Genomic DNA, 26,687 nt, shown 5'->3' on the forward strand with positions numbered 1-26,687 from the left:
GCATGCGCAAAATGATATCACCGGTCCAACAGCTGAACGGAGTGATTCATGGCCCATGATGGACAGGACCCGACGACGATGACGCAATCCCCGATCTTGCCCGACCTGCTGCGGCTGACCGGTGCCGCGCTGGACCCGGTGCAGGCCGTGTACGACCGCGCGCGCAACGCCGTGCGGGCGTTGGTCAGCGACGGCGACCGGGTGTCCGGCGCATTGATCGAGGCGCATCAGACCGCGGCGCACGGGCTGGCCTGGCTGGCCACCTATCACCAGTCGCTGCGCCAGATGCAGGCCTGGGCCGAGCGGCTGGAGGCCGATGGCAAGTTCGGCGAGATCGAGCAGCTGATCCACCAGATCGCGTTCGGCGAATACCTCTGGCAGATCTATGGCGGCATCCAGATGAACCAGGGCGAGATCGTCCGCCTGCAGGATCTGGGCCTGGCCCAGGACGACATGCGGGCCTTGATGTCGGACGAGGTCATGACCCTGACACAGGCGGGCAACACGCAGGACGCCCGCACCCGGCTGGTGTCGCTGATGGAGGATCAGGCCGGCGCGACGATGTTCGGCGCCTCGGGGCTCGAGGAAGAGCTGGAGATGATCCGCGACCAGTTCCGCCGCTATGCTGTCGAGAAGGTTGAACCGCATGCCCATGACTGGCACCTGAAGGACGAGCTGATCCCGATCGAGATCATCGAGGAACTGGCCGAAATGGGCGTGTTCGGCCTGACCATCCCCGAGGAACATGGCGGTCTGGGTCTCAGCAAGGCGTCCATGTGCGTAGTCTCCGAGGAGCTGTCGCGCGGCTATATCGGCGTCGGCTCGCTGGGCACCCGGTCCGAGATCGCGGCCGAGCTGATCCTCGCCGGCGGCACCGACGACCAGAAGGCCAACTGGCTGCCCCGGATCGCCAGCGCCGAGATCCTGCCGACAGCGGTGTTCACCGAACCCAATACCGGCTCGGATCTGGGCAGCCTGCGCACCCGCGCGGTCAAGGATGGCGATGACTGGCGCATCACCGGCAACAAGACCTGGATCACCCATGCCGCGCGCACCCATGTAATGACCCTGCTGGCCCGCACCGATCCCGGCAGCACCGATCACCGCGGGCTGTCGATGTTCCTGGCCGAAAAGACGCCGGGCACCGAGGACGACCCGTTCCCGACCGAAGGCATGACCGGCGGCGAGATCGAGGTGCTGGGCTATCGCGGCATGAAGGAGTACGAGCTCGGCTTCGACAATTTCCACGTCAAGGGCGAGAACCTGTTGGGCGGCGAGACCGGCCGCGGCTTCAAGCAGCTGATGGAGACCTTCGAGTCCGCCCGCATCCAGACCGCCGCCCGCGCCATCGGCGTGGCGCAATCCGCCCTCGACATCGCCATGCAATATGCCCGCGACCGCAAGCAGTTCGGCAAGTCGCTGATCGCCTTCCCGCGCGTGTCGGGCAAGCTGGCGATGATGGCGGTCGAGATCATGGTGGCGCGGCAGCTGACCTATTTCTCGGCCTGGGAGAAGGATCACGGCCACCGCTGCGACCTGGAGGCCGGTATGGCCAAGCTGCTGGGCGCCCGCGTGGCCTGGGCCGCGGCCGATAACGGGTTGCAGATCCACGGCGGCAACGGGTTTGCGCTGGAATACAAGATCAGCCGCGTCCTGTGCGATGCCCGCATCCTGAACATCTTCGAGGGTGCGGCCGAGATCCAGGCGCAGGTCATCGCCCGACGCCTACTGGGGTAGAGGTCTTTCGCCGCGCGTGACGGGGACCGGCTGGGGCTTTGCGCTGTCGCCCTTGTTGCCTGAGCCAGTGGCGCAACAGTGGTGGCACCCCAAAGTATTCGGCGCTACCCGGCCTCGGGAAACGCCGCCTGCAGCGCGATCTCCACCATGTCGCCGAAGCTGCGCTCCCGGTCCGCGCTGGGCAGGGCATCGCCGGTGAGCAGGTGGTCGGAGACCGTCAGCACCGCCAGGGCCCGGCAGCCGTGCCGCGCCGCAAGAAGGTAGAGCTCGGCCGCCTCCATTTCGACGCCGAGGATGCCGTGACGCACCATCTGCTCGTTCAGGTCGGGCCGTTCGTCATAGAAAACATCGGACGAATAGATCCCGCCCACATGGCATTTCGTGCCTTTGGCCTCGGCGGCCCGGGCGGCAGCCCGCAGCAGGCCCCAATCCGCGCAGGGGGCGAAGTTCAACTCGCGCAATATGCCCCGGGATGGCGTGCTGAGGGTGGTGGCCGTCATCGCAAGGATCACGTCGCGCAGCTGCACCGCGTTCTGCATTCCGCCGCACGAACCGATCCGGATCAGGGTGCGCGCACCGTAATCGCGGATCAGCTCGTTGGCGTAGATCGACAGCGACGGCATGCCCATGCCGCTGCCCTGGATGGTCACGCGATGACCTTTCCATGTGCCGGTGAAGCCCAGCATTCCGCGCACGTCGTTGACCAGGGCGGCGTCGTCCAGAAAGGTCTCGGCCGCCCATTTCGCGCGATAGGGATCGCCTGGCATCAAAACCGTCTCGGCGATTTCCCCGGACTTCGCGCCGATGTGAATTGTCATTTCGGGAACCTTGCCTTTCCGTTCAGATTTCCAGGTCGGAAATGTCGGCCCCGGATTTCAGCGCATCGTGAAGCCACTGCGGTTTCCGGCCACGACCGGTCCAGGTCTGTTCGGGATTCGCAGGGTTGCGGTATTTCGGAAGGGCTTTTGTCCCCTTTGTGCTTTTTCTGCCGTCTGTCGAGAGCTCGGACAGCGAAAAGCCGTACTTGGCCGCGGCCTGTTCAGCGGCCTTAAGCGCCTCCTGCTTCTCGCGCGCCTCGGCTTTTTTCAGAGCGCCGGCAACGTCTTCCTGCAACTTGAGCAATTCGGTGCGCGACATGGACGAAAGGTTGATCCCCATTGAATTCTCCAGAATTTCCTATTGGGCCATTCGAAAGCCGATGGCCTAACGCGGGACGTTAGCGGAAGTGCCGACGCTTTTCAGCGTCTAATTTTCCCAAACAGCATCAATTGGCGAAAACTTGCAATTCTTCTTCGGCCAGATCGACGATATCGGTCATGATGGCGTTCAATTCGAAGTCCTTTGGAGTGTAGACCTTGGAAACGCCAATTGATTTCAGTTTGCGCGCATCTTCCTCGGGAATGATTCCCCCGACGATCAGGGGCACATGACCCAGGCCCCGGGATTTCAGTTTCTCGACGATATCCTGAACCAGCGGCAAATGGCTGCCCGACAGGATCGACAGGCCGATGACATGGGCCTCGTCCTCGATCGCGGCAGCGACAATTTCCTCCGGAGTCAGGCGGATCCCCTCATAGGAGATGTCCATGCCGCAGTCGCGGGCGCGGAAGGCGATCTGCTCGGCACCGTTGGAATGCCCGTCCAGGCCCGGCTTGCCGACCAGGAATTTCAGCCGCCGGCCCAGCTTGTCGCTGACCGCATCGACACGGGCGCGGATCTGGTCCAGCCCTTCGGTCTTGTTCGAGGCCGAGCCCGACACGCCAGTGGGGCCGCGATAGGTGCCGAAGGCGCGCCGCATTTCCTCGGCCCATTCGCCGGTCGTCACCCCGGCCCTGGCCGCGGCGATCGAGGGCTTCATGACGTTGGCCCCGCTGCGCGCGGCGTCCCGCAACGCCTCGAGCGCCGCCTGCACCCGCGTCGCATCCCGGCTGTTGCGCCAGGCGGTCAGACGGTCGATCTGCTCCTGTTCGGTTGCCGGATCGACGGTCATGATGCCGCCATCCTCTGTCTGGAGGGGCGAGGGCTCGCCCTCGATCCACTTGTTCACGCCGACCACCACGGTCTCGTTGCGCTCGATCTTGTTCAGCCGTTCCGCGTTGGCATCGACCAGGCGGGACTTCATGTATTCGATCGACGCCACGGCCCCGCCCATGCTGTCGAGATTGGCAAGCTCGGCGCGCGCCCCCTGCTTGAGTTCCTCGACCCTGGCGTCGACCGCCGGGTTGCCGTCGAACAGGTCGCCATATTCCAGAAGGTCGGTCTCGTAGGCCAGGATCTGCTGCATCCGCATCGACCATTGCTGATCCCAGGGCCGGGGCAGGCCAAGCGCCTCGTTCCAGGCAGGCAACTGCACGGCCCGCGCGCGGGCCTTTTTCGAAAGCGTCACGGCCAGCATCTCGATCAGGATGCGGTAGACGTTGTTTTCCGGCTGCTGCTCGGTCAGTCCGAGAGAATTGACCTGAACGCCATAGCGGAAGCGGCGGAATTTCGGATCGCTCACGCCGTACCGCTGTTCACAGATCTCGTCCCAAAGATCGACAAAGGCGCGCATCTTGCACATTTCGGTAACAAAGCGGATGCCGGCATTCACGAAAAACGAGATGCGCCCGACCATGGCCGGGAAATCCTCGGCCGGGACGCGCGGCTTCAACTCGTCCAGCACCGCCTGCGCGGTGGCCAGCGCAAAGGCCAGTTCCTGCTCGGGCGTCGCGCCCGCCTCTTGCAGGTGATAGGAACACACGTTCATCGGGTTCCACTTCGGCACGTTGGCATAGCAGTATTCAGCGACGTCCGCGATCATCTTCAGGGACGGTTTGGGCGGGCAGATATAGGTGCCGCGGCTCAGGTATTCCTTGATCAGGTCGTTCTGCACCGTGCCCTGCAATTTCGAGATATCCGCGCCCTGTTCCTCGGCCACGGCGATATAGAGCGCCAGAAGCCAGGGTGCCGTGGCGTTGATCGTCATCGAAGTGTTCATCTGTTCCAGCGGGATCCGGTCGAACAGCATCCGCATGTCACCCAGGTGGCAGACCGGCACGCCGACCTTGCCGACCTCGCCGCGGGCCAGCACGTGATCGCTGTCATAGCCGGTCTGGGTGGGCAGGTCGAACGCCACGCTGAGGCCGGTCTGCCCCTTGGCCAGATTGGAACGGTAGAGCGCATTCGACGCCTGTGCCGTGGAGTGGCCGGCATAGGTTCGGATCAGCCAGGGGCGGTCTTTCTGCGTCTGCGACATCGGGGCCTCGTGAATCGTTTTGCGAAATTTTGTTACGCTTATGGATTGGTATAGGAAATAAAATGGCGCTGTCAATTCGCTGCGTTGCAGCGCCCGGAACCCGGATGGCCAAGCGCCTTGACCGGCTGGATCCCTATGATTACGCCGGATCGAACCGATAGATCTGGGGCGCCTCGAATGGCGGGGCATGATCGGAAACCGCGAAATGCTGCATCACATCCACATGGACCGCAATGCACGGGGCTTTTCGGTGCCAAGTCGTGCCCCGCAGCTCGGGGCGGATTGAGCTAGAATGGCGCAGGAGATCACGATACCGCTCTGGCTGTTCGCGATCATCCTGTTGTTCGCGGCCATCACCTTTGCCTCGCATTTCCTCTTTCCCTCGGTGCGCTGGTTCTTTCGGCGCCGGCTGGAGCGTGCCGTTGCGCGGCTGAACCAGCGTCTGGAACGCCCGATCCAGCCCTTCAAGCTGGCCCGGCGGCACGACACGATACAGCGGCTGATCTATGACCCGCAGGTGGGCCGCGCCGTGCAGGCCCATGCCCGCCGCGAGGGCATCCCCGAGGCGGTGGCCTTCGAACAGGCGAAACGCTATGCGCGCGAGATCGTCCCGTCCTTCTCGGCCTTCGCCTATTTCGGCCTGGCCATCCGCGTGGCACGGTTTCTCAGCAACATGTTCTACGAGGTGCGGCTGAACCATACCGCGCCGGAGGAGGTGCACGGCATCGACCCCGACGCGACGGTCGTCTTTGTGATGAACCACCGCAGCAACATGGACTACGTGCTGGTCACCTACCTGGCCGCGCGGCAATCCGCGCTGTCCTATGCGGTCGGCGAATGGGCGCGGGTCTGGCCGCTCAGCCGCCTGATCCGCGCGATGGGCGCCTATTTCATCCGGCGCAAGTCGCGCAACGATCTCTATCGCCACGTCCTGTCCTGCTATGTCCGGCAGGCGACCGAGGCCGGCGTGACCCAGGCGATCTTTCCCGAGGGCGGGCTGAGCCTGTCCGGCGGGCTGGGGCCACCCAAGCTGGGGCTTCTGAAATACATGATTGCCGGCGCCACGAACGAGAACCGCGACGTGGTTTTCGTGCCCGTGGCGCTGAACTACGATCGGGTGCTGGAGGATTCGATCCTGACCGACGCCGCCAGCCGGCCGGACCGCCGCTTTCGCGCGCGGATCGGCGTCGTCACCCGCTGGATGCTCAAGCAGCTTTGGCAAAGGTTGCGTGGCCGGTCGCACCAGTTCGGCCTGGCCGCGGTGCAGTTCGGCGTGCCGCTGTCGCTCGACCGGTTCCGGGCCGAAACCGGCAGCGACTTCATCAATCCGCTGGCCGACGAGCTGATGGCGCGAATCGGCCAGGTCGTGCCGATCCTGCCGGTCCCGGCAATCGCCTGGATGCTGACGCGGCACCAGAGCCTGACGCCGGACGAGATCGAGGCGCAATACCGGCGTCTGTCGGGCGCGGCAGAGGGCGGGGACACCAGCGCATTCGTGACCGCCGCGCTGCGGCAGCTGCAAGGGCGCGGATTGGTCGAGATGTCCGGCGATACCGTGCGCGCCAGCGGCGACCGGCCCCAACTCCTGCAATACTACGCGGCCTCGATTTCTCATCTCCTGCCAGGCGATGCTGCGGGAGCAAAGGAGAATTCTGCGCCCGCTGGGTCATAAAATTACAAAAAGTTCCCGCATACTGTTGCAAAGTTGCGTAGCGGTGAATAATCCTTCGGACAGAGCCGCGATTCTGCGTTGCGGCAACCGAGTTCAGCAAGGAGGCCGACATGGCTCTGGATACCGAAGCCGGCATCGCGTCCTACGACGCGCCCGAGAAAGACCTCTACGAGATGGGCGAGATCCCTCCGATGGGGTTCGTGCCAAAGCAGATGTATGCTTGGGCCATCCGCAAGGAACGTCATGGCGAGCCAGATACCGCGATGCAGCTCGAGGTCGTCGATGTGCCGGTCCTGGACAGCCACGAGGTTCTGGTCCTGGTGATGGCCGCCGGCGTGAACTACAACGGCGTCTGGGCGTCGCTGGGCAAGCCGATCAGCCCCTTCGACGGCCACAAGGCACCCTATCATATCGCCGGGTCCGACGCTTCGGGCATTGTCTGGGCGGTGGGTGACAAGGTGAAACGCTGGAAGGTCGGTGACGAGGTCGTCATCCACTGCAACCAGGACGATGGCGACGACGAGCATTGCAACGGCGGCGACCCGATGTATTCGCCCAGCCAGCGCATCTGGGGCTACGAGACCCCCGACGGATCCTTCGCGCAGTTCACCAATGTCCAGGCCCAGCAGCTGATGCCGCGGCCCAAGCACCTGACCTGGGAGGAAAGCGCCTGCTACACACTGACGCTTGCCACTGCCTACCGGATGCTGTTCGGGCATGAGCCGCATGACCTGAAGCCGGGGCAGAACGTGCTGGTCTGGGGCGCATCTGGTGGCCTGGGATCCTATGCCATCCAGCTGATCAACACCGCCGGTGCCAACGCCATCGGCGTGATCTCGGACGAGAGCAAGCGCGACTTCGTGCTGGAACTGGGGGCCAAGGGCGTCATCAACCGCAAGGATTTCAATTGCTGGGGACAGCTGCCCACCGTCAACACGCCGGAATACGGCGAGTGGTTCAAGGAGGCGCGCAAGTTCGGCAAGGCGATCTGGGACATCACCGGCAAGGGCGTGAATGTCGACATGGTGTTCGAACACCCGGGCGAGGCGACCTTCCCGGTCTCGACCTTCGTGGTGAAAAAGGGCGGCATGGTGGTGATCTGCGCCGGCACCACGGGTTACAACCTGACCTTTGACGTGCGTTATATGTGGATGCACCAGAAACGCCTTCAGGGCTCGCATTTCGCGCATCTCAAGCAGGCGGCCGCCGCGAACCAGCTGATGATCGAGCGCCGGCTGGATCCCTGCATGTCCGAGGTGTTCTCGTGGTCCGACCTGCCGCAGGCACACATGAAGATGATGCGCAACCAGCACAAGCCCGGCAATATGTCGGTTCTGGTGCAGGCCCCGCGCACGGGCTTGCGGACCCTCGAAGAGGTCATCGACGCCGGGGACTGATCCCGCGATTTTCGGCCCCAGCCGGCAAGACGCCCGCGAATCACCGAGGTGACGCGCGGGCGTTTCTGCGTCCGACGCACGGCTGTCCGAGGGATCAATGGCTTGCAAATCCGTGCCTCGCCATTTCTGGGGAGTGGAAAGCAGCGAATGTCTTGATGAATTTCACACATGCTATGGTTGAGTTAACCAACCGTTAACCGTTCCGGGGTGACTCTGATGCCGAACAATGACTGGATCCTGGATGTCCTGGCGGACCTCAGAACCTTCGCGGTCGCGAACGGGCTGGGCGACCTTGCCGATCAGCTTGACAAGACCAAGCTGATCGCCGCCGCGGACATCGCACTCCAGCACCAAGAGGCACGGGCGCGCGTCGATGGCAAGACTGGTCGATTTGGACCGAATCCTGGAAGATCTGGACGCCACCACCGGGCTTGAGGACCTGTCGGAAATCGCCGCGCGGCTTCGCGATGCGCTGGGCATTTGGCACATCGTCTATCACTGGGTGGACAGCGACGGAGAGCAGTTCGGCTGCGCCACCTATTCCGACGCCTGGGTCGCGCGATACAACGCGCGCAACTACCACCGGATCGACCCGGTCATCCTGGGCTGTTTCCAACGGTTCCACCCGGTCGACTGGAAGCGGATGGACTGGTCCGCCAGGGCCGCCCGGCATTTCCTGGACGATGCGCTGGCACACGGGGTGGGCGATCAGGGCTACTCCATTCCCATTCGCGGACCGAACGGGCAATTCGCCCTGTTCACCGCCAATCACAGCTGCGACGACGACGACTGGGCCGCGTTCATCGCGCAGCATGGTCGCGACCTGATCCTGATCGCGCATTATTTCAATCGCAAGGCGCTGGAGATCGGGGCCAAGCGGCAGCCCGAGCAGTCTCGCTCGCTGTCTCCGCGCGAAGTGGACGCGATGACCCTGCTGGCACTGGGCTACAACCGGGCGCAGGTCGCGCATTCGCTGGCGATCTCGGAACACACGCTGCGGGTCTATATCGAGAGTGCGCGGTACAAGCTGGGCGCACTGAACACGACGCACGCAATCGCGCGGGCGATGAGCCGCGGCCTGATCGTCGTGTAACGCGGCGGTCGTTGTCCTGACGGGTTGTTAACCTTTCTTCCGTACCCCTTTCGTTCTCAACCGGACGACAAGGGGACTCATCATGCTTCGCTACCTTTACGCCGACGAACTGAGCGCGCACCCCGTTCTGGCGGACGAGATGTTCCGGTGCCGGGCCGACCAGTTCCGGACGCGGCTGGGCTGGGACGTCTCCGTCGACGCGCAGGGCCACGAACGGGATCAGTATGATGCGCACGACCCGCTCTATGTCATCTGGCAGCAGCCCGACGGGGGCCACGGTGGCTCGATGCGCTTCCTGCCGACGACCGGGCCGGTCATGGTCAACGAGGTCTTTGGTCATCTGACGGGCAGGGGGCCGATCCATTCGCCGCTGATCTGGGAGTGCACGCGCTTCTGTCTCGACCGCGCGGCGGACTCCCGGGTTGCCTCGGCGCTGATGCTGGGCGGCAGCGAGATCATGCGCGGCTTCGGCATCCGTCACGTGGCCGGCGTGTTCGATGCCCGGATGCAGCGGATCTACAAGGCGATCGGTTGGGCGCCCGAAATTGTCGGCTCCGAGGGCGGGGGCCGGGAGGAGATCTCGGTGGGTCTTTGGGAATACTCCCAACGGGCGCATGAACGGCTGTGCCGCCGTGCGCGCGTCTCGCCCGAACTGTCGCGCCTGTGGTTCGCGCGCGCCTTCGGTCATCGCCCCACGATCCCGGCCGCACGAACGGCCTGAGCGGCGCGAAAAGCGCCGCGCCCGGCTGGCGGCTGCCCGCCGGGCGCGCTAGGGTCGCGCCATGACGAAACTGCCCGCCATCACCTATTCCACGGATCAGGCCGCCGCGCATGATTCCATCGTCGACTGGTTGAAATCGGCGGGCGTCAATCTGGACGACGAGGCTCTTCTGACCGCGCCGAAAAGCGACTCTACCAGCGTCATGGCAGTGATCGGCAAGGCGGGATCGGGCAAGACGCTTCTGTTGTCCGAGCTTTACAAGGCGCTCTCGGCGGCCGGCGTTCACATTGTCTCGGGCGACTACGAGAGCCGCCGCTCGCGCGACCGCCGCACGCTGGCGGTGCTGGCGCCGACCAACAAGGCGGCCAGCGTCCTGCGCCTCGCCGGGGTGCCGGCCACGACCATCCACCGCATCCTCTACACGCCGGTCTACGATCCGGAATACGAGCGGATCGCCGAGTGGCTGGCGGGCAGTGGAGAGCGTCCCGAGATCGAAGGGCTGACCGAAGAGGCGCTGGACCGCGCGGCGGCCTTCTATGGCCGCAACAACTCCATCCCCGGTGCATTGGCGGCCGCCGGTCTGCGCGGATCGGATTTCATAACCGGCTGGAAACGCCGCGAAGAGCCGCTGGATATCGGCTTCGTCGACGAGGCCTCGATGCTGGACGACAAGCAGTTCGATGACCTCAAGGAGATCTTTCCGACCCTCCTGCTGTTCGGCGATCCGGCGCAGCTGGCGCCGGTGAACCAGTCCGGCTCGATGGTGTTCGATGCGCTGCCCGAACCGCGAAAGCTGACGCTCAGCCGGATCCACCGGCAGGACGCGGACAACCCGATCCTGGATCTCGCGCATGCGCTGGCCGACCCGCAGCTGGATTTCCACGATTTCGAGCGGATGGTCGAGGACAAGGCCAGCCAGGACGACCGCGTCGTCTGGGGCGGGCGGGTCGAGGTCGACCTGATGGCGCGCAGCCCGGTCCTGGTCTGGCGCAACGCCACGCGCATCCGGCTGATCAACGCCTTCCGCGCGGTGCATGGCGCGCCCGAGACCGCGCTGCTGGAAGGCGAGCCACTGATCTGCGACGGGATCGAACTGCCGCTCAAGCACCGCAAGAAGCGGCTAGATCTCGAGGCGCGCGGACTGATCAAGGGCGCGCAGGTGATCTATCTGGGGCCGGGGCGCAAGCCGGGATTTTCCCGGCTGCACGTGATGGGCGCCGAGGATCCCCAGGTCAGCGCCGCCTCGATCGTCAAGATCGAGAAACCGGACGAGGAAGAGCCGTTCATCCCCTTCGCCGCCCGCATGGGCGCGACATTTCTGCACGGGGCCGCCGTGACCATCCACAAGGCGCAGGGCTCGCAATGGGAAACCGTGCAGGTCTTTGCACCGGACATCTACACCGCCGCCCGCATGGGCCGGGTGGAGGCGGGCCAGCCCTTGTGGAAACGGCTGGCCTATGTGGCGATCACCCGGGCGCAGCAGCGGCTGATCTGGGTCGTGCGAAACCGCCTGTCGAAACCCACCTACGCGCTGCGCACCGACGATCTGCGGCAGGTGGCGCCGGCCGAACTGCGTCTGGAAGGGGAAGAGGCATGAAATCCGTCATCGTGACCGGGGCCAGTTCCGGCATCGGCCGGGTCACGGCCGAGCTGTTCCTCGCCTGCGGCTGGCGTGTCGGTCTGTTGGCGCGGCGGGAACAGGCCCTGCGCGAGGTGGCCGGGGATCACCCGGCCGCGCATCTCCTGCCGGCCGATGTCACCGACGAAGCCGGAGTCGAACGGGCCTTCGCGCAGTTCCTGAAGGCGGCCGGCCGCATCGACGTGTTGTTCAACAACGCCGGCATCTTCGCGCAGGCCGGGCTGATCGACGAGATCCCGCTGGAGGCATGGCAGCGCAGCATCGACGTGAATCTGACCGGCATGTTCCTGTGCGCCCGCGCCGCTTTTTCCGCGATGCGCAGGCAACATCCGCAGGGGGGGCGGATCATCAACAATGGGTCGATCGCGGCGCATGTGCCGCGCCCCAGGTCGGTTCACTACAGCGCCACGAAACACGCGATCACCGGCCTGACCCGCAGCCTGTCGCTGGATGGCCGCGACTTCGGCATCGCCTGCGGCCAGATCGACATCGGCAATGCCCGCACCGAGATGGTCTCGGGCCTGGTCGAGGCGCAACAGGCCGAGGGGCGCATGCCCGATCCGACGATGGCGGTGGAGGATGCCGCGCGCTCGGTGCTGCACATGGCCGAGTTGCCGCCCGAGGCGAATGTCCAGTTCATGACGGTGATGGCGACCACGATGCCCTATATCGGCCGCGGCTGACGCGGGCCCCTCAGGTGTTGCGCAGGATCCGGAAGGCGGCCGAGGCGCCCCAGCCCGCCGCAATCGCGATGGCCAGCGACATCAGGCCATAGACGATGGGCTGTTCGCGCGAGAGCGTGTAGAGAAACCGTTCCAGCCCGACCTTCTGCACGTCGATCGTGGTCTGGAAGCTGGAGATCACCTGGCCGCCGCGCGTGAGAAAAATGCGCGTGGCATAGGCGCCTTCGGTCAGGTCCGCGGGCATGTCGATCGAAGTGCGGAACAGGGTCTGTTCGTCCACCGCCACCGTGTTTTCCCGGATCGAGTAGAGACCGGCGCGTTCCCGGATGCGGATCACCGCCTCGGAGAAACTTTGCGCGCCCTGGATGTTCATGTCTGCGCCGACCGATCGGATCGCACGGCGGATCGACACCTTGTGGCGCAGATCCTCGGTGTTGGTGATGACATCGCTGAAGGGGCCGCTGGTGGCCACGGCATAGAAGCTGGGCGCGCGGTCGACCAATACGCTGTCTATGTTCACCCAGATGCCGAAACGCCTTTCCTTGCGCCGCACGACAACGGGTTCGGACGGGCCCGAAACGGTCACGATCACCTGCAGGGGCTCGCCCCCGGGGATTGGCGACTCGCGCTTGATCGCGCCAAAGACAAGGATATCCGAGCCGTCGAAATTCGATGTGATCGCCACCCGGTCCTGGCTGAGGCCCAGGACCACGTTCTCGTCCGCCGCCTGCGCGGGCAGGGCGATCAGCAGCAGGAGCGACAGCAGGCGCAGCATCGTCAATGCCCCCCGACCGCGCCGAGCGAGTAAAGCTCGGCCGGTTGCAGCAGCAGGTCGAGCGCCAGCTTGACGCAGACCACCAGCACCATCAGGGCCAGCAGGATGCGAAGCTGCTCTGCCTTGAGCCGTGTGCCGATCTGGGTGCCGAACTGCGCCCCGACGACCCCGCCCACCAGCAGAAGCACCGCCAGCATGATGTCCACCGTGTAGTTCGTGGTGGCGTGCAGCATGGTGGTGAAGGCGGTGACGAAGATGATCTGGAACAGCGAGGTGCCCACGACCACCTTGGTCGGCATGCCCAGCAGGTAGATCATCGCCGGCACCATGATGAACCCGCCGCCGACGCCCATGATCGCCGACAGGATGCCGACGAAGATGCCCACGAGGATCGGCGGAATGACCGAGATATAGAGCCCCGAGGTGCGGAACCGCATCTTGAAGGGTAGGGCATGCACCCAGCCGCGCTGCCGGCGCTTGGCGGTGACCTTGCCGCCCTGCTTGCGCGCCTTGCGGATCGCGCCCAGGCTTTCGACGAACATCAGACCGCCGACGACGCCCAGGAAGACGACATAGCAGAGCTTGACCAGCAGATCGACCTGGCCCAGGCTTTTGAGGTAATTGAATACCACCACACCCAGGGCCGCGCCCGTCAGGCCGCCGATCAGCAGCACGAACCCCATCTTCAGGTCCACGGTCTTGCGCCGGAAATGCGCGAGGACACCGGAAAACGAGGAGGCGACGATCTGGTTCGCTTCGGTGGCGACGGCGACCGCTGGCGGAATGCCGATGAAGAACAGCAGCGGCGTCATCAGGAACCCGCCGCCCACGCCGAACATGCCCGACAGCACACCCACCAGCCCGCCCAGCCCCAGCAGAAGAAAGGCGTTCACGGACACTTCGGCGATGGGGAGGTATATCTGCATGATCCCTGTTAGACCACAGGGCGCCGCAAAATCAACTGCGTATGCTGCCCTGCAGAAACAGGACCGACCGAGGCGCCGGATCTGGCCCTATCACCGCTCCTTGACATAGGGCGACCCACCGGCGCGTGGCGGGATCGCCTTGCCCACGAACCCAGCCAGGATCACCACCGTCAGGATGTAGGGCAGCGCATCCATCGCCTGCACCGGAATCACGATGCCGCCCAGGTCGATATTCTGGAACCGCAACGCCACCGCCTGCAGCAGACCGAAGAGCAGGCAGGCCCCCATCGCCTGCCAGGGCCGCCACTTGGCAAAGATCAGCGCGGCCAGCGCGATGAACCCGCGCCCGGCGGTCATCTCCTTGACGAAGCCCGCCTGCAGGGCAGTCGCCAGATAGGCCCCGGCGATCCCGCACAGCACGCCACAGATCGCCACCGCGGCAAAGCGCAGACCGACCACCGACACGCCGGCGGTGTCCACGGCGGCCGGGTTCTCGCCCACCGCCCGCAGGCGCAGGCCGAACCGGGTGCGGAACAGCACGAACCAGGTCGCCGGAACCGCCAGAAACGCGACATAGACCAGGATGGAATGGCCCGAGAGAAGCTCGGAATAGATCGGCCCGAAGATCGGGACGTCGCGCACCGCGTCCGCGAAGGGAAAGGTGATCGGCGTGAACCGCGCCCCGCCCATGAGCGACGGCGTTCGGCCGCCCTGCTGGAACCAGTCCTGCGCGATCAGCACGGTCATGCCGGAGGCGAGGAAATTGATCGCCACGCCCGAAATCAGCTGGTTACCCCGAAAGGTGATCGAGGCCAGGCCGTGCAGCCCGGACAGGACCATCGACGCGACGATCCCCGCCAGCAGGCCCAGCCAGACCGATCCGGTCATCGCGGCCGCCGCGGCCGAGAAGAAGGCGGCCATGAGCATCTTTCCCTCGAGCCCGATGTCGAAGATCCCCGACCGCTCGGAATAGAGCCCGGCCAGGCAGGCCAGCAACAGCGGGGTGGCAAGGCGGATGGTGCTGTCGAGCACCTGGATGATGGTCAGGAATTCCATGTCTCAGCTCCGATCCGTTGCCAGTCGCAGGGCGAAAGCGGCGAAGACCAGCCCCAGCGTTCCGTCGATCCAGCGGCGCACCCGCACATAGCGCCGCCGCAGCGCGCCGCCCGACAGCAGGAGCGCCCAGCCGCCGTGACCCGCGAAGGAGATCGCGAAACAGATCGCCACGAAGGCGAAGATCAGCCAGGGGCCGGCGCCCGCGGTTGCCCCCAGGGCCGCGATGGCCAGCCAGAACATGATCGCCTTGGGGTTGGTCAGTTGCATCAAGGCCCCCATCACAAACAGCCGGGTGGCACCCAGCGCGGGCGCTTGCGCCGGGTTCAGGGCTGCAGGCGGCGAGAACGCGGTGCGGAACGACCGCAGCGCGAGCCAGGCCAGGTAGGCCGCGCCGGCCAGCTTCACGGCGGACAGCGCCCAGGCGGTCTGCTGGATCAGGACGCCGACGCCCAGCATCGTCAGGACGTTCAGGCAGGCGCTGCCCGATGCGATCCCAAGCGTCGCAATCAGTGCCGCGCGGCGGCCCTGCGCCATGCCCAGCCCCAGCAGGAAGGCCACCGCCGGTCCCGGGCTGAGCGTGCCCACGAACAGGATCGCGAAGGCGGGCAGGAAGAGGGGCAGGTGATCCATGCGCGGGCCTTTCCGGTCACTCCGTCTTGGTGCTGTGCTCGGCGTCGGGCAGCGGGTTGGTTTCGCCGATATTGCGCCGCTTGTTGCCCATCGCCATGAAGATCCGCTCCAGCGGCATCCGCACCATGTTGTCCAGCGCCCCGGTGAACAGGATCACCAGCGCCTGGATCACCACGATCAATTCGCGCGGGATGTTGGTCCACAGCGCCAACTCCGCGCCGCCCTGGTAGAGGAACCCGAACAGGATCGCCGCCAGGAAGACGCCGAACGGATGGCTGCGCCCCATCAGCGCCACGGCGATGCCGATGAACCCCGCGCCCTCGGTCGAGTTCAGCACCAGCCGCTCGGCCTCGCCCATCACGTTGTTGATCGCCATCAGACCGGCCAGCGCGCCCGAGATCAGCATCGCGATCATGGTGATGCGGAAGGGCGAGATGCCGGCATAGATCGCGCCGGTCTCGGAATGGCCATAGGCGCGGATCTCGTATCCCAGGCGGGTGCGCCACATCAGCGCCCAGACCACGACGCAGGCCAGAACCGCGATCACCAGCGACACGTTGGCCGGGGCGGCCTTGGAGAACGTGATGCCGATCGGCGCCAGCAGGTCGTGCAGCGTCGGCAGGTGGACTGCCTCGGGGAAGCTGCGGGTCGCCGGATCCATCGATCCCTCGGGGCGCATCACGTTGACCAGCATGTAGTTCAGGAGCGCCGCGGCGATGAAGTTGAACATGATCGTGGTGATCACGATATGGCTGCCGCGCCGGGCCTGCAGATAGGCCGGGACCGCCGCCCAGGCGGCGCCGAAGACCATCGCCGCAACGCTTGCGCCCAGGATCGCGATCGACCAGTGCGGCCAGGGGACGTAGAGGCAGGCCACCGCCACGCCCAGCCCGCCCAGCATCGCCTGGCCCTCGCCGCCGATGTTGAACATGCGGGCGTGAAAGGCGATGGCCACGGCCAGGCCGGTGAAGATGAAATTCGTGGCATAGTAGAGCGTGTAGCCCCAGCCATAGGTCGATCCCAGAGCGCCCGAGACCATCATCTTGACCGCGGCAACCGGATCCTCGCCAATGCCGATGATGACCAGCGCCGACAGGATCGCCGCCAGGATCAGGCTGATCAGGGGGATGAGGACCACATCGGCCCATTTGGGCATCCTGTCCATGTTACGCGGCCTCCCCGGATACGCCGGCCATCAGCAGGCCAAGTTCCTTCTCGTCGGTCTCGTCCGGCAGGCGTTCGCCCATGATGTGACCGTCGAACATCACCGCGATCCGGTCCGAGAGCGAGAAGATCTCCTCGAGCTCGACCGAGACCAGCAGCACCGCCTTGCCCTCGTCGCGCAGGGCCACGATCTGCTTGTGGATGAACTCGATGGCGCCGATATCGACCCCTCGCGTGGGTTGACCCACCAGCAGCAGATCCGGGTTGCGCTCGATCTCGCGGGCCACGACGATCTTCTGCTGGTTGCCGCCCGAGAAGTTCTTGGCCGACAGCCAGCCGTCGGTGGGGCGCACGTCGAACTTCTCGATCTTGCGCTCGGTGTCGGCGCGCAGCGCGGCGTTGTTCATGAAGATCCCGCGCTGATAGGCCGGGTCGCGGTGATAGCCGAAGGCGACGTTCTCCCAGGCGTGGAACTCCATGATCAGCCCCTCGCGCTGGCGGTCCTCGGGCACATGCGCAATACCGCCCGCGCGCCTTGCCTGCCCGTCCGAGCCGGGCCCGGACAGCGCCAGAGGCGCGCCGTTCAGGCGCACTGTGCCGGCGCCCTCACGCATACCGCCCAGCACCTCCAGCAGTTCGGACTGGCCGTTGCCGGCGACCCCGGCAATGCCCAGGATCTCGCCGGCCCGCACGGTCAGGTCGACGCCCTTGAGCCGTTCGACCCCCTTGTCATCGACCACGCGCAGGTTCTCGACCTCGAGCACGGTCTTGCCTGGCTTGGCCGGCACCTTGTCGACCCGCAGCAGGACCTTGCGCCCCACCATCAGCTCGGCCAGATGCTCGGGGCTGGTCTCGGCGGTCTTGACCGTCGCCGTCATCTCTCCGCGCCGCATCACCGAGACGGTATCGGTCGCCTCCATGATCTCGCGCAGCTTGTGGGTGATCAGGATGATCGTCTTACCCTCCTCCTTGAGCCGGTGGAGGATGCGGAACAGCTGATCGGCCTCGGCCGGGGTCAGAACGCCGGTCGGCTCGTCCAGGATCAGGATGTCGGCCTGCCGGTAGAGCGCCTTGAGGATCTCGACGCGCTGCTGGCGGCCGACGCCGATCTCGTCGATCCGCGCATCGGGATCGACATTCAGCTCGTATTCCTGGGCCAACATCTTCAGCTCCTTGCGGGCCCGCGCCAGCGATGGCTTGAGCAGGCCGGAATCCTCGGCCCCCAGCACGACATTTTCAAGCACAGTGAAGTTCTCGACCAGCTTGAAATGCTGGAACACCATGCCGATGCCGGCGGCGATGGCGGCCTGGCTGTCGGGGATCTCGGTCCTGGTGCCGTTGATCCAGATCTCGCCCCTGTCGGCCTTGTAGAAGCCGTAGAGGATGCTCATCAGCGTCGACTTGCCGGCGCCGTTCTCGCCGATGATGCCGTGGATCGTGCCGGGCGCGACGCGGATCGAGATGTTCTTGTTGGCCTGAACGGGTCCGAAGGACTTGGATATGCCCTTGAGTTCGATGGCGGGGGCGTCGGAGCTCATGGTCTGTTCCTCGGTCGCCGGCGCGGTCCGGCTGTGCGACGGTCGCACGCGCCGTGCGTCAGGGGTGGTCCGGATATGGGGAATGCAAAGACAACGGGGCCGCGACACGGGGCGGCCCCGCCGGGTTCATTCGATCAGAAGCTCAGCGCCGGGCAGCTGTCATTGGCGTAGTAGCTCACCACGTCGATCTCGCCGTCGATGATCTTCTGGCGGGCCTCGTCGACCGCGGCCTTCATCTCGTCCGAGACCAGCGACTGGTTGTGCTCGTCCAGCGCATAGCCGACGCCGTTCTCGGCCAGGCCCAGCACCATCGAACCGGTCTCGACGTCCGCACCGGCCTTCATCGCCTCGTAGACCGCGACATCGACCCGCTTGAGCATCGAGGTCAGGACCTTGCCGGGATGCAGGTAGTTCTGGTTACTGTCCACGCCGATCGACAGGATGTCTTCGTCCGCGGCGGTCTGTAGGACCCCCACGCCGGTGCCGCCGGCGGCAGCATAGACCACGTCGGCGCCCTGGCTGATCTGCGCCTTGGTCAGTTCAGATCCCTTCACCGGGTCGTTCCAGGCGGCCGGCGTGGTGCCGGTCATGTTGGCCAGGACGTTGATGTCGGGATTCACCGCCTTGGCGCCCTGCGCATAGCCGCAGCCGAAATGCCGGATCAGCGGGATGTCCATGCCGCCGATGAAGCCGATCGTGTCGGACTCCGAGGCCATCGCCGCCATCATGCCGACCAGGTAGGAGCCCTGGTGTTCCTGGAAGCTGATCATCAGGACGTTGTCGGGGATCTCGGGAAGGAAGCCGTCGATGTTGACGAACTTGGTGTCGGGATAGTCGCCGGCAACGGCCTCGACCGGTGTGGCGAAGGCGAATCCGGTGGTGATCACCGGGTTGGCACCGGCCTCGGCAAAGCGGCGGAGCGCCTGTTCGCGCTGCGCCTCGGACTGCAGCTCGATCTCGCGGAATGTGCCGCCGGTCTCGTCCGCCCAACGCTTGGCGCCATTATACGCCGCTTCGTTGAAGGACTTGTCGAACTTGCCGCCCAGATCGAAGATCAGGGCGGGTTCAGCCAGCGCGGTGCCCGCGGTCAGGGCGATAGCGGCGGCGGCTCCCGTGAGGGATTTCATGAGGGTCATAGTCTACTCCCGTTGGTTCTTGTCGGTCCGGCGGCGCGGGTTGTCCCGTCGCACCGGTTGCAGAGCAGAGAACTGCAATGATGCCGGCAATCAAAGCCGCAGCCGGCGCAGGTGGTCAACAGCTTTTTGACCAATCGGTTCAACATTCCGGGCTTGCCGCTAGGGCAGGTCGCACACCATCAGAATCGCATCGGCGGCGTCAAGTCCCGGGCGGCGGTAATATCCCCGGCGCAGGCCATGCCGGCGGAACCCGCAACGGTGGTAGAGCGAGATCGCCGGCAGGTTGTCCGACGCGACCTCGAGAAAGGCCCGGGTGGCGCCCCTGCGCGTGGCCTCGGCCTGCCAGGCGGCCATGCAGTCCGCCGCCAGTCCGCGGCGGCGATGCTCGGGATGCGTGGCGATGGTCAGAAGCTCGGCCTCGTCGACGATGATCCGACCGAGAGCAAAGCACCGCACGTCCCCGGCAAGAATGGTATCGGCGCCATCGAGCAGCGTGGCAAACTCGGCGGCGCTCCACGGTCGGGTCAGCGTGAAGGCCGCGGCATGGGTCTCGGCCAGCGTCTCGGGGGTCATCCGTCCAGCAGCATCGGCGGCACGTCGCGCGACGGCGCGGCGTCGGCGGGGCGCAGATAGAGCGGTGCAGGGGGCGGTGCTTCGCTGTGCCGGCGCGTGGCCGCGATCCGGGCGATCGCGCAGGCCAGGTCGCCCGGCGCGGCATCGTCGAACAGCGGGGAGGGCGCATCGGCCCGTGCGATCAGCGAAGGCTCCCGGCCCGGCGGAGCGACATAGACCTGCTCGCGCGGGGCCGGGATCGCGGGCAGGTGGCCGGCGGGCGCCAGCGCGGCGCGGGCCTCGAAACCCGTCACGCCGATCGCAGGAACCCCGAGACCCAGCGCCAGTCCCCGCGCCGCCGAGACCGCGATTCGGATCCCGGTGAAGTTGCCCGGACCGATGCCGACGCCCAGGGCCGCAAGGTCGCGCCAGTCGGCGCCGCCCGCCGCCAGCACCTCCTGCAGCAGCGGCATCAGCCGTTCGGCCTGTCCGCGCGACATCTCCTCGGCGCGGATGGCGACGATCCGGTCGCCGCACAGCAAAGCGGCCGCGCAGTGCGCGGCCGACGTGTCAAAGCCCAGAACCAGCGTGTCAGACGGCAACCGGCCGCACCTCGGTGACCTCGGGGATGTAGTGGCGCAGCAGGTTCTCGATGCCCATCTTCAGCGTCAGCGTCGAGGACGGGCAGCCGGCACAGGCCCCCTGCATGTGCAGGTAGACCACGCCGCGGTCGAACCCGTGGAAGGTGATGTCGCCGCCATCCTGCGCCACTGCCGGGCGCACGCGGCTGTCCAACAGTTCCTTGATCTGGCCCACGACCTCGGCATCCTCGCCGGAATGCTCGGCATGGCCCGACGCCGGCCGGGCATCGTCGCCCATGATCGGCTGGCCGGACTGGTAATGCTCCATCACCGCGCCCAGGATCGCCGGCTTGATGTGATCCCATTCGACGCCATCGTCCTTGATGACCGTCACGAAGTCGTTGCCGAAGAACACGCCGGAGACCCCGTCGACGGCAAAGATCCGGTTGGCCAACGGCGATTTCGCAGCTGCCTCGGCGCTGGGGAAATCCGCGGTTCCGGCCTCGAGAACGGTCTGGCCCGGCAGGAATTTCAACGTCGCGGGGTTGGGGGTCGATTCGGTCTGGATGAACATGGCGTATCTCCGCTTGGTTGCTTCGGATATGCGCCTCCGGGCCGGTCAAGTCAAGGTTTAGAACCGTTCTAATTCCGAGGCGCGCGCGTCCGCCCGCGCAGGTATTTCGCCGCCGAGCGATAGTGGCTGGCACCTGCCGCCTCGGCCCAGCGGCCGGTTGTCCAGTCGTTGCGCGCGCCCTTCATCGGCCCGCCATAGAGCGCCGCCTGATCCAACCCTTCGAGCAGCGACATCAGCCTTGCATGGTTCGCGTCCAGAAGAGCCCGCGCCGCGTCCCAGTCCAGCCCGGCCTGCGCCTGACGCAGATCGGCGTTGTAGGCCTTGAGCTGGTTCCACTTGTAACCCGGCGCGGGAAAATCGACCGGTTTGCCGGCCTGCCCGTCCGTGTACCAGCCCAGAAACAGCTGGATCCAGTGTGCGCGGTGTCCGACGAGATCCTTGGGGGTCACGCCGTCCTCATCGGCGACCAGGCGCAGGGCGCGCGGAAACCGGTCCAGCACATCGCTCAGCTTGGCGAAATCCTGCGTGGTGCGGGCGATCAGGTCTGGCTTGGTGACGGCTGCGGGCATCTGGTCCTCCGGCCCGCAGTTTTGCCCTGCCGGCCACGGCGCGCCTTGCGCCAGATCAACCGGGCAGGTTCAGGTGATCGCCTCGAGCTTTTCCTTGCTCAGATGCCCCGGCACGATGGTGATCGGGATCGGCAAATCGCCCGAGCTCCGGCTGAGCTGCGACACCAGCGGCCCGGGTCCCTTCTTGTCGGTGCCCGCGCCCAGGACCAGAACGCCGATCTCGGCGTCGTCCTTGATCTGCGCGATGATCTCGTTCACCGGCTCGCCCTCGCGGATCACCAGCTCCGGTTCGACCCCCTGCTTGTCGCGCATCCATTTCGCGAAGACCTCGAAATGGGCATGGATGCGTTCGCGGGCCTCCTCGCGCATCACCTCGCCGACGCCGATCCAGTGGTTGAACTCGTCCGGCGGGATCACCGACAGGATCGCCACGCCGCCGCCGGTGCGCGCTGCGCGCATCGCGGCGAAGCGCATGGCGTTGAGGCACTCGCGGCTGTCATCCAGGACGACAAGGAACTTACGCATGTATCCGGCTTTCCATTTGCCGCGGATCATGCCCGAGGCCGCAAAGGCTGGCAACCGTCGGCACGGGCATCATGCCGATGCCGCCCAGTCCCAATACATCTCGCGCACCCGGCGGGTGACCGGGCCGACCTGATAATGGGTGTCGTCGAAGGCCGTGACCGGCGTCACCTTGTTCATGTTGCCGGACATGAACACCTCGTCGGCGTCGCGGAAATCGTCGAAGCCCAGAACCGTCTCGTGCACAGTCACGCCATCGGCGCGCAGGTTCGCGATGTGGCGGGCGCGGGTGATCCCGGCCAGGAAGGTGCCGTTGGGCACGGGGGTGAACACTTCGCCGTCGCGCACCATGAAGATGTTGGCGGTCGCGGTTTCGGCGACGTTGCCCATGGCATCGGCCACCAGCGCGTTGGTGAAGCCCTTGGCCCGCGCCTCGCGCAGCATCCGGGCGTTGTTGGGATAGAGGCATCCCGCCTTGGCGTTGACCACCGCATCCTCCAGCACCGGCCGGCGGAACCGGGTGCGGGTCAGCGTGACCGACGCGCTCTCCGGTGCCATTGGGATCTCTTCGAGGCAGATGGCGAATCCCGTCGCGTCGGGTTTCGGCACGATCGCGGTGGCATCGCCGTCGATGCCCCAATACATTGGCCGGATATAGACGGCACTGCCGGCGGGATAGGCCTTGAGCCCGTCCTGGACGATCTCGACCATCTCGGCCGCGCTCTTGGTCGGCGTGATCAGCAGCGCCTCGGCCGAGCGGTTGGTGCGCGCGCAATGCGCCTCGAGATCCGGCGTCAGCCCGTTCACGAAGCGGGCGCCGTCGAACACGCCGGATCCGAGCCACGCGCCATGATCGGCCGCCCGCATCACGGGGATGTCCCCGTCATGCCAGCTGTCTCCGAAAAAGGTGCGGATGTTCTTGCCCGTCGCCATGTCAGCCTCCCTTTCAACGGCCGGAGCCTAGGCAGAGCTGGGTCAGAGGTCCAGACCCTTTCGCAGCTTGCCTAGCGCGTCGCGTCCGGAAGCGGCAGCGCGTTGCGCCGGGTGATGGTGCGAAGGGCGAAGTTCGAGCGCAGGTTGCGGATGCCGGGCACCTGCATGAGCTGGTTTTCAAGGAACGCGTCGAATGCCGGCAGGTCGGCGGCCACCACCCGCAGCAGGATGTCCCGCGATCCGGTCATCAGATAGCACTCCATTACCTCGTCGCAGCCCTGGATGGCCCGTTCGAACTGATCGATGGCCGCGCGGTCCTGGCGGCTGAGTTCGACCGAGACGAAGATGCTCACGCCGAGCCCCAGCTTGGCGGCATCGACCCGCGCGCCGTAGCCGGTGATCACGCCTTCCGCCTGCAACCGCTCCACCCGCCGCGCGCAGGGCGTCGGTGACAGGCCGACCCGTTCGGCCAGCCCGGTAATGGTGGCCCGCCCGTCCTCCTGGAGGGCGGCGACGATGCGGCGGTCGATTCCATCCATTGGTGGATTCCTCCATCCTGGTGCCTCGTGGTGGAGAAATACCCTAAGGCCCGCGTGGCCGTAAGGCAAGAATGGTGACAATCACTGTGCGAAGAGTTGCAAAATGAGTCGAAGAACAAAGGAGGAGTCGCATGAAACTGTTTCCCGTCGACGCGCCCGGCCATGAGCAGGTCGTGCGGATCGAAGACCCCGAGAGCGGGCTGCGCGCCATCATCGCCGTGCACTCCACCCAGCTGGGTCCGGCGGCAGGCGGTGTCCGGATGCGCCCCTATTCCAGCCCCGAGGCGGCGCTGGAGGATGCGCTGCGCCTGTCGCGTGGCATGACCTTCAAGAATGCCGCGGCCGGCCTGCCGCTGGGTGGCGGCAAGGCGGTGATCGACGCCGATCCCGCCCGCCAGAAGACCCCCGAGATGCTGCGCGCCTTCGGCCGCGCCGTCGAGGCGCTCGAGGGCCGCTACTGGACGGCCGAGGACATGGGCATGACGCCGCAGGACATGGCCGAGATCGGCACCCAGACCGCGCATGTGGCCGGCCTGGCCGATGGCGCCTATGCCAGCGGCGATCCCTCGCCGATCACTGCGCGCGGCATCTTCAACGCCATCGGCACCGCTGCCCGGCACCGTTTCGGCAGCGATGATCTGTCGGTACGGACCGTTGCGGTGCAAGGGCTCGGCCATGTCGGCTGGCATCTGTGCGATCTGCTGCACAGTGCGGGCGCGCAGCTGGTCGTAACCGATGTGGATGCCGAACAGGTCGGCCGCGCCGTGGAGAGCTTTGGCGCACGGCTTGTGGGAATCGACGAGATCTATGGCGTCAAGGCCGATATCTTTGCGCCCTGCGCAATCGGCGCGATCCTGAACCGCAACACCATCCCGCAACTGAAGGTCGGTGTGGTGGCCGGCGGCGCCAATAACCAACTGGCCACCGACGAGGACGGCCGCCGTCTGCATGAGCGCGGCATTCTCTATGCGCCGGATTTCGTGGCCAATGGCGGGGGCATCATCAACGTGGCGACCGAGATCCTGCGGATCGACAACCGCGCCGCGTGGGTGGACGAGAAGCTGGACGCGCTGAACCGGACGATGGACCGCATCCTGACCGGTGCCGCACGGCGATCGGTCAGCCCGAACGAGGTTGCCGAGAGCATCGTCGCCGAGATCCTGCACAAGACCGCGGCTTGAGCCGCGGCGCCGCCCCGGCCGTCAGATCACGGCCGGCGGCAGCATTCCCACGATGTCATAGGTCTGGCGCAGGATCGGCGCCGTAATCGTCCGGGCGCGTTCGGCGCCGCGGGTCAGGATCCGGTCGATCTCGGTCGTGTCGTCCATCAGGCGGGCCATCTCGGCGGCGATCGGCGCAAGCTTCTCGACCGCCAGATCCGCCAGCGCGGGCTTGAACGTGCCGAATTGCTGGCCGCCATATGCCGCCAGCACCTCGCCGACGCTCTGATCGCTGAGTGCTGCGTAGATATCGACCAGGTTTCGCGCCTCGGGCCGGTCCTTCAGCCCGGCCGCCTCGGAGGGCAGCGGTTCCGGGTCGGTCTTGGCCTTGCGGATCTTCTTGGCGATAGCATCGGCATCGTCGGTCATGTTGATCCGGCTCATGTCGGACGGGTCCGACTTGGACATTTTCTTTGACCCGTCGCGCAGGCTCATGACACGAGTGGCCGCGCCCTGGATCACCGGCTCGGTGAGCGGAAAGAACTCCACCCCGTAGTCATGGTTGAACTTCGCCGCGATGTCGCGGGTCAGCTCCAGGTGCTGCTTCTGATCCTCGCCCACCGGCACGTGGGTCGCGTGGTAGACCAGGATGTCGGCCGCCATCAGTGCCGGATAGGCGAACAGCCCCAGCGAGGCGTTCTGCGCGTTCTTGCCGGCCTTGTCCTTGAACTGCGTCATCCGCTGCATCCAGCCCATGCGGGCGACACAGTTGAAGATCCAGGCCAGCTGCGCGTGTTCGGGCACCTGGCTCTGGTTGATCAGGATGGATTTCGCGGGGTCCAGCCCGGCGGCGATATAGCCCGCGCACAGCTCATGCGTGGCGCGGCGCAGTTCGGCCGGGTCCTGCCAGACGGTGATCGCGTGCAGATCGACCATGCAATAGATGGTCTCGAAGTCGTCACCCTGCATCCGCACCCAGTTCCGCAGCGCGCCCAGGTAGTTGCCCAGGTGCAGGTTGCCCGAGGGCTGCGCCCCGGAAAACACGCGCGGAGTGAATTGCGTCTCGGCCATGAAAGGGAACTCCCGTCTGGAAAATTCGGCCCATGTCGCTTACCCATGCCTCTCAGGGACGTCAACCGCCGCAAAACAAGGCCCCGCACCCATGAGCAGCCCGCACTACACCCCCGCCGTGAACCCGTTGCCCCCCGTCGTCGTGGCGCTTGTCCTGGTGATCACGGGGATCGAGCTTGCTTTTTCGCTGGGCGCGCGCGGCATCATCGGTGGCCCCGAGGCGGTGGGCTGGCGGCTTGCGGCGATCCAGGGCTATTCGTTCTCCGGCGATATCCTGGAGTGGATGTGGCAGACCGGCCAGTGGCCGCCCGAGCACCTGAAACGTTTCGTCACCTATCCCTTCGTGCATGCCAGCTTTACCCACACGCTGTTCGTCTGCGTCTTCGTTCTGGCGATGGGCAAGATGGTGGCCGAGGTGTTCGGAAATGCCGCCATGCTCGCGGTCTTCGTGCTGTCGGGCGTGGGCGGCGCGCTGGCCTATGGCCTGCTGCTGTCCGAACCCTATCCGCTGATTGGCGGCTTCCCGGCGGTCTACGGGCTGATCGGCGCCTTCACCTGGCTGTTGTGGCGCAACCTGTCGCTGGTGGGCGAGAACCAGAGCCGGGCCTTCGTTCTGATCGCCTTCCTGATGGGCGCGCAACTGCTCTTCGGCCTGCTCTTCGGCGGCACCAATGACTGGGTGGCGGACCTGGCCGGATTTGGCACCGGCTTTGCGCTGTCCTTCTTCGTCGCGCCCGGCGGTTGGGCAAGGATCCGGCGCGGGATCCGGCACGACTGACGCCCG

28 protein-coding genes are annotated in these 26,687 nt (G+C 65.9%); 10 read left to right on the forward strand and 18 right to left on the reverse strand.

Features of this window, described 5'->3' with window-relative positions; translation table 11 throughout:
* Positions 1-48 precede the first annotated feature (48 nt).
* On the forward strand, positions 49-1,737 hold the full coding sequence (locus BMX57_RS14090; RefSeq protein ID WP_092368305.1) for an acyl-CoA dehydrogenase family protein: 1,689 nt from the start codon (positions 49-51) through the stop codon (positions 1,735-1,737).
* A gap of 104 nt (positions 1,738-1,841) precedes the next feature.
* Here the strand turns inward: BMX57_RS14090 and deoD are convergent, their stop codons facing one another.
* From deoD to BMX57_RS14105, 3 genes are all read right to left on the reverse strand, one after another.
* Positions 1,842-2,555, reverse strand: coding sequence for a purine-nucleoside phosphorylase (deoD, locus tag BMX57_RS14095; RefSeq protein WP_092368308.1), 714 nt, complete (start codon positions 2,553-2,555; stop codon positions 1,842-1,844).
* A 22-nt stretch (positions 2,556-2,577) separates the two neighbouring features.
* A complete protein-coding gene (locus tag BMX57_RS14100) occupies positions 2,578-2,895 on the reverse strand; it encodes an H-NS histone family protein (RefSeq protein ID WP_092368311.1) in 318 nt (105 codons plus the stop codon).
* 106 nt (positions 2,896-3,001) lie between these two features.
* Entirely contained in the window at positions 3,002-4,972 is a 1,971-nt protein-coding gene (locus BMX57_RS14105; RefSeq protein WP_092368313.1) for a methylmalonyl-CoA mutase family protein, read from the reverse strand.
* A gap of 292 nt (positions 4,973-5,264) precedes the next feature.
* On the opposite strand from BMX57_RS14105, the gene BMX57_RS14110 reads away from it, so the two are divergent.
* The 7 genes from BMX57_RS14110 (at position 5,265) to BMX57_RS14135 (ending at position 12,177) form a co-directional block, all read left to right on the forward strand.
* Positions 5,265-6,644 carry a 1-acyl-sn-glycerol-3-phosphate acyltransferase gene (locus BMX57_RS14110; protein ID WP_092368316.1) on the forward strand — a complete coding sequence of 460 codons (1,380 nt, stop codon included), beginning with the start codon at positions 5,265-5,267 and terminating at the stop codon, positions 6,642-6,644.
* A 110-nt stretch (positions 6,645-6,754) separates the two neighbouring features.
* Positions 6,755-8,041, forward strand: a complete 1,287-nt coding sequence (gene ccrA, locus BMX57_RS14115) for a crotonyl-CoA carboxylase/reductase (protein WP_092368319.1) — start codon at positions 6,755-6,757, stop codon at positions 8,039-8,041.
* Positions 8,042-8,257: 216 nt separating this feature from the next.
* On the forward strand, positions 8,258-8,476 hold the full coding sequence (locus BMX57_RS20440; RefSeq protein WP_143057923.1) for a hypothetical protein: 219 nt from the start codon (positions 8,258-8,260) through the stop codon (positions 8,474-8,476).
* The gene (locus BMX57_RS14120; protein WP_092368322.1) at positions 8,415-9,134 is read left to right on the forward strand and encodes a helix-turn-helix transcriptional regulator; all 720 of its coding nucleotides are present in this window, start codon (positions 8,415-8,417) and stop codon (positions 9,132-9,134) included. The genes BMX57_RS20440 and BMX57_RS14120 overlap by 62 nt, the downstream gene beginning before the upstream one ends.
* 82 nt (positions 9,135-9,216) lie before the next feature.
* Positions 9,217-9,855, forward strand: a complete 639-nt coding sequence (locus tag BMX57_RS14125) for an acyl-homoserine-lactone synthase (protein WP_092368325.1) — start codon at positions 9,217-9,219, stop codon at positions 9,853-9,855.
* A gap of 61 nt (positions 9,856-9,916) precedes the next feature.
* Entirely contained in the window at positions 9,917-11,452 is a 1,536-nt protein-coding gene (locus BMX57_RS14130) for an ATP-dependent DNA helicase (RefSeq protein WP_092368328.1), read from the forward strand.
* Positions 11,449-12,177 carry an SDR family oxidoreductase gene (locus BMX57_RS14135; protein ID WP_092368331.1) on the forward strand — a complete coding sequence of 243 codons (729 nt, stop codon included), beginning with the start codon at positions 11,449-11,451 and terminating at the stop codon, positions 12,175-12,177. Before BMX57_RS14130 ends, BMX57_RS14135 begins: the two co-directional genes overlap by 4 nt.
* Before the next feature lie 10 nt (positions 12,178-12,187).
* Here the strand turns inward: BMX57_RS14135 and BMX57_RS14140 are convergent, their stop codons facing one another.
* The 14 genes from BMX57_RS14140 to BMX57_RS14205 form a co-directional block, all read right to left on the reverse strand.
* Positions 12,188-12,952 (reverse strand): TIGR02186 family protein, encoded by a 765-nt coding sequence (locus tag BMX57_RS14140; RefSeq protein ID WP_092368335.1) that lies wholly within the window; start codon positions 12,950-12,952, stop codon positions 12,188-12,190.
* 2 nt (positions 12,953-12,954) lie between these two features.
* Positions 12,955-13,878 (reverse strand): sulfite exporter TauE/SafE family protein, encoded by a 924-nt coding sequence (locus BMX57_RS14145; protein ID WP_092368338.1) that lies wholly within the window; start codon positions 13,876-13,878, stop codon positions 12,955-12,957.
* A 90-nt stretch (positions 13,879-13,968) separates the two neighbouring features.
* Positions 13,969-14,934 carry an ABC transporter permease gene (locus BMX57_RS14150; protein WP_092368341.1) on the reverse strand — a complete coding sequence of 322 codons (966 nt, stop codon included), beginning with the start codon at positions 14,932-14,934 and terminating at the stop codon, positions 13,969-13,971.
* Positions 14,935-14,937: 3 nt separating this feature from the next.
* The gene (locus tag BMX57_RS14155) at positions 14,938-15,564 is read right to left on the reverse strand and encodes a LysE family translocator (RefSeq protein WP_092368344.1); all 627 of its coding nucleotides are present in this window, start codon (positions 15,562-15,564) and stop codon (positions 14,938-14,940) included.
* A gap of 16 nt (positions 15,565-15,580) precedes the next feature.
* Positions 15,581-16,729, reverse strand: coding sequence for an ABC transporter permease (locus BMX57_RS14160; protein ID WP_092368347.1), 1,149 nt, complete (start codon positions 16,727-16,729; stop codon positions 15,581-15,583).
* Position 16,730: 1 nt separating this feature from the next.
* Entirely contained in the window at positions 16,731-18,266 is a 1,536-nt protein-coding gene (locus BMX57_RS14165) for an ABC transporter ATP-binding protein (protein WP_092368350.1), read from the reverse strand.
* A gap of 134 nt (positions 18,267-18,400) precedes the next feature.
* A complete protein-coding gene (locus tag BMX57_RS14170; protein WP_092368352.1) occupies positions 18,401-19,402 on the reverse strand; it encodes a BMP family lipoprotein in 1,002 nt (333 codons plus the stop codon).
* 159 nt (positions 19,403-19,561) lie between these two features.
* Positions 19,562-19,975, reverse strand: a complete 414-nt coding sequence (locus BMX57_RS14175) for a GNAT family N-acetyltransferase (protein WP_092368355.1) — start codon at positions 19,973-19,975, stop codon at positions 19,562-19,564.
* Positions 19,972-20,556, reverse strand: a complete 585-nt coding sequence (gene tsaB / locus BMX57_RS14180; protein WP_092368358.1) for a tRNA (adenosine(37)-N6)-threonylcarbamoyltransferase complex dimerization subunit type 1 TsaB — start codon at positions 20,554-20,556, stop codon at positions 19,972-19,974. Before tsaB ends, BMX57_RS14175 begins: the two co-directional genes overlap by 4 nt.
* Positions 20,546-21,109 carry a NifU family protein gene (locus tag BMX57_RS14185; RefSeq protein ID WP_092368361.1) on the reverse strand — a complete coding sequence of 188 codons (564 nt, stop codon included), beginning with the start codon at positions 21,107-21,109 and terminating at the stop codon, positions 20,546-20,548. The genes tsaB and BMX57_RS14185 overlap by 11 nt, the downstream gene beginning before the upstream one ends.
* 68 nt (positions 21,110-21,177) lie before the next feature.
* Complete coding sequence (locus BMX57_RS14190) at positions 21,178-21,678, reverse strand: ClbS/DfsB family four-helix bundle protein (protein WP_092368364.1); 501 nt, start codon at positions 21,676-21,678, stop codon at positions 21,178-21,180.
* A gap of 69 nt (positions 21,679-21,747) precedes the next feature.
* On the reverse strand, positions 21,748-22,203 hold the full coding sequence (locus BMX57_RS14195) for a universal stress protein (RefSeq protein ID WP_092368822.1): 456 nt from the start codon (positions 22,201-22,203) through the stop codon (positions 21,748-21,750).
* 69 nt (positions 22,204-22,272) lie between these two features.
* Entirely contained in the window at positions 22,273-23,133 is an 861-nt protein-coding gene (locus BMX57_RS14200) for a branched-chain amino acid aminotransferase (protein WP_092368366.1), read from the reverse strand.
* Positions 23,134-23,204: 71 nt separating this feature from the next.
* The gene (locus tag BMX57_RS14205) at positions 23,205-23,672 is read right to left on the reverse strand and encodes an Lrp/AsnC family transcriptional regulator (RefSeq protein WP_092368369.1); all 468 of its coding nucleotides are present in this window, start codon (positions 23,670-23,672) and stop codon (positions 23,205-23,207) included.
* A 131-nt stretch (positions 23,673-23,803) separates the two neighbouring features.
* Here BMX57_RS14205 and BMX57_RS14210 point away from each other — a divergent pair, with 131 nt between their 5' ends.
* Positions 23,804-24,853, forward strand: a complete 1,050-nt coding sequence (locus tag BMX57_RS14210) for a Glu/Leu/Phe/Val family dehydrogenase (protein ID WP_092368372.1) — start codon at positions 23,804-23,806, stop codon at positions 24,851-24,853.
* A 21-nt stretch (positions 24,854-24,874) separates the two neighbouring features.
* Here BMX57_RS14210 and trpS read toward each other — a convergent pair whose 3' ends face one another.
* Complete coding sequence (gene trpS / locus BMX57_RS14215; protein WP_092368375.1) at positions 24,875-25,903, reverse strand: tryptophan--tRNA ligase; 1,029 nt, start codon at positions 25,901-25,903, stop codon at positions 24,875-24,877.
* A 91-nt stretch (positions 25,904-25,994) separates the two neighbouring features.
* Here trpS and BMX57_RS14220 point away from each other — a divergent pair, with 91 nt between their 5' ends.
* A complete protein-coding gene (locus BMX57_RS14220; protein WP_092368378.1) occupies positions 25,995-26,681 on the forward strand; it encodes a rhomboid family intramembrane serine protease in 687 nt (228 codons plus the stop codon).
* Positions 26,682-26,687 lie beyond the last annotated feature (6 nt).

Source organism: Cribrihabitans marinus (genome assembly GCF_900109035.1).
In the GTDB taxonomy this organism is placed as follows: Bacteria; Pseudomonadota; Alphaproteobacteria; order Rhodobacterales; family Rhodobacteraceae; genus Cribrihabitans; species Cribrihabitans marinus.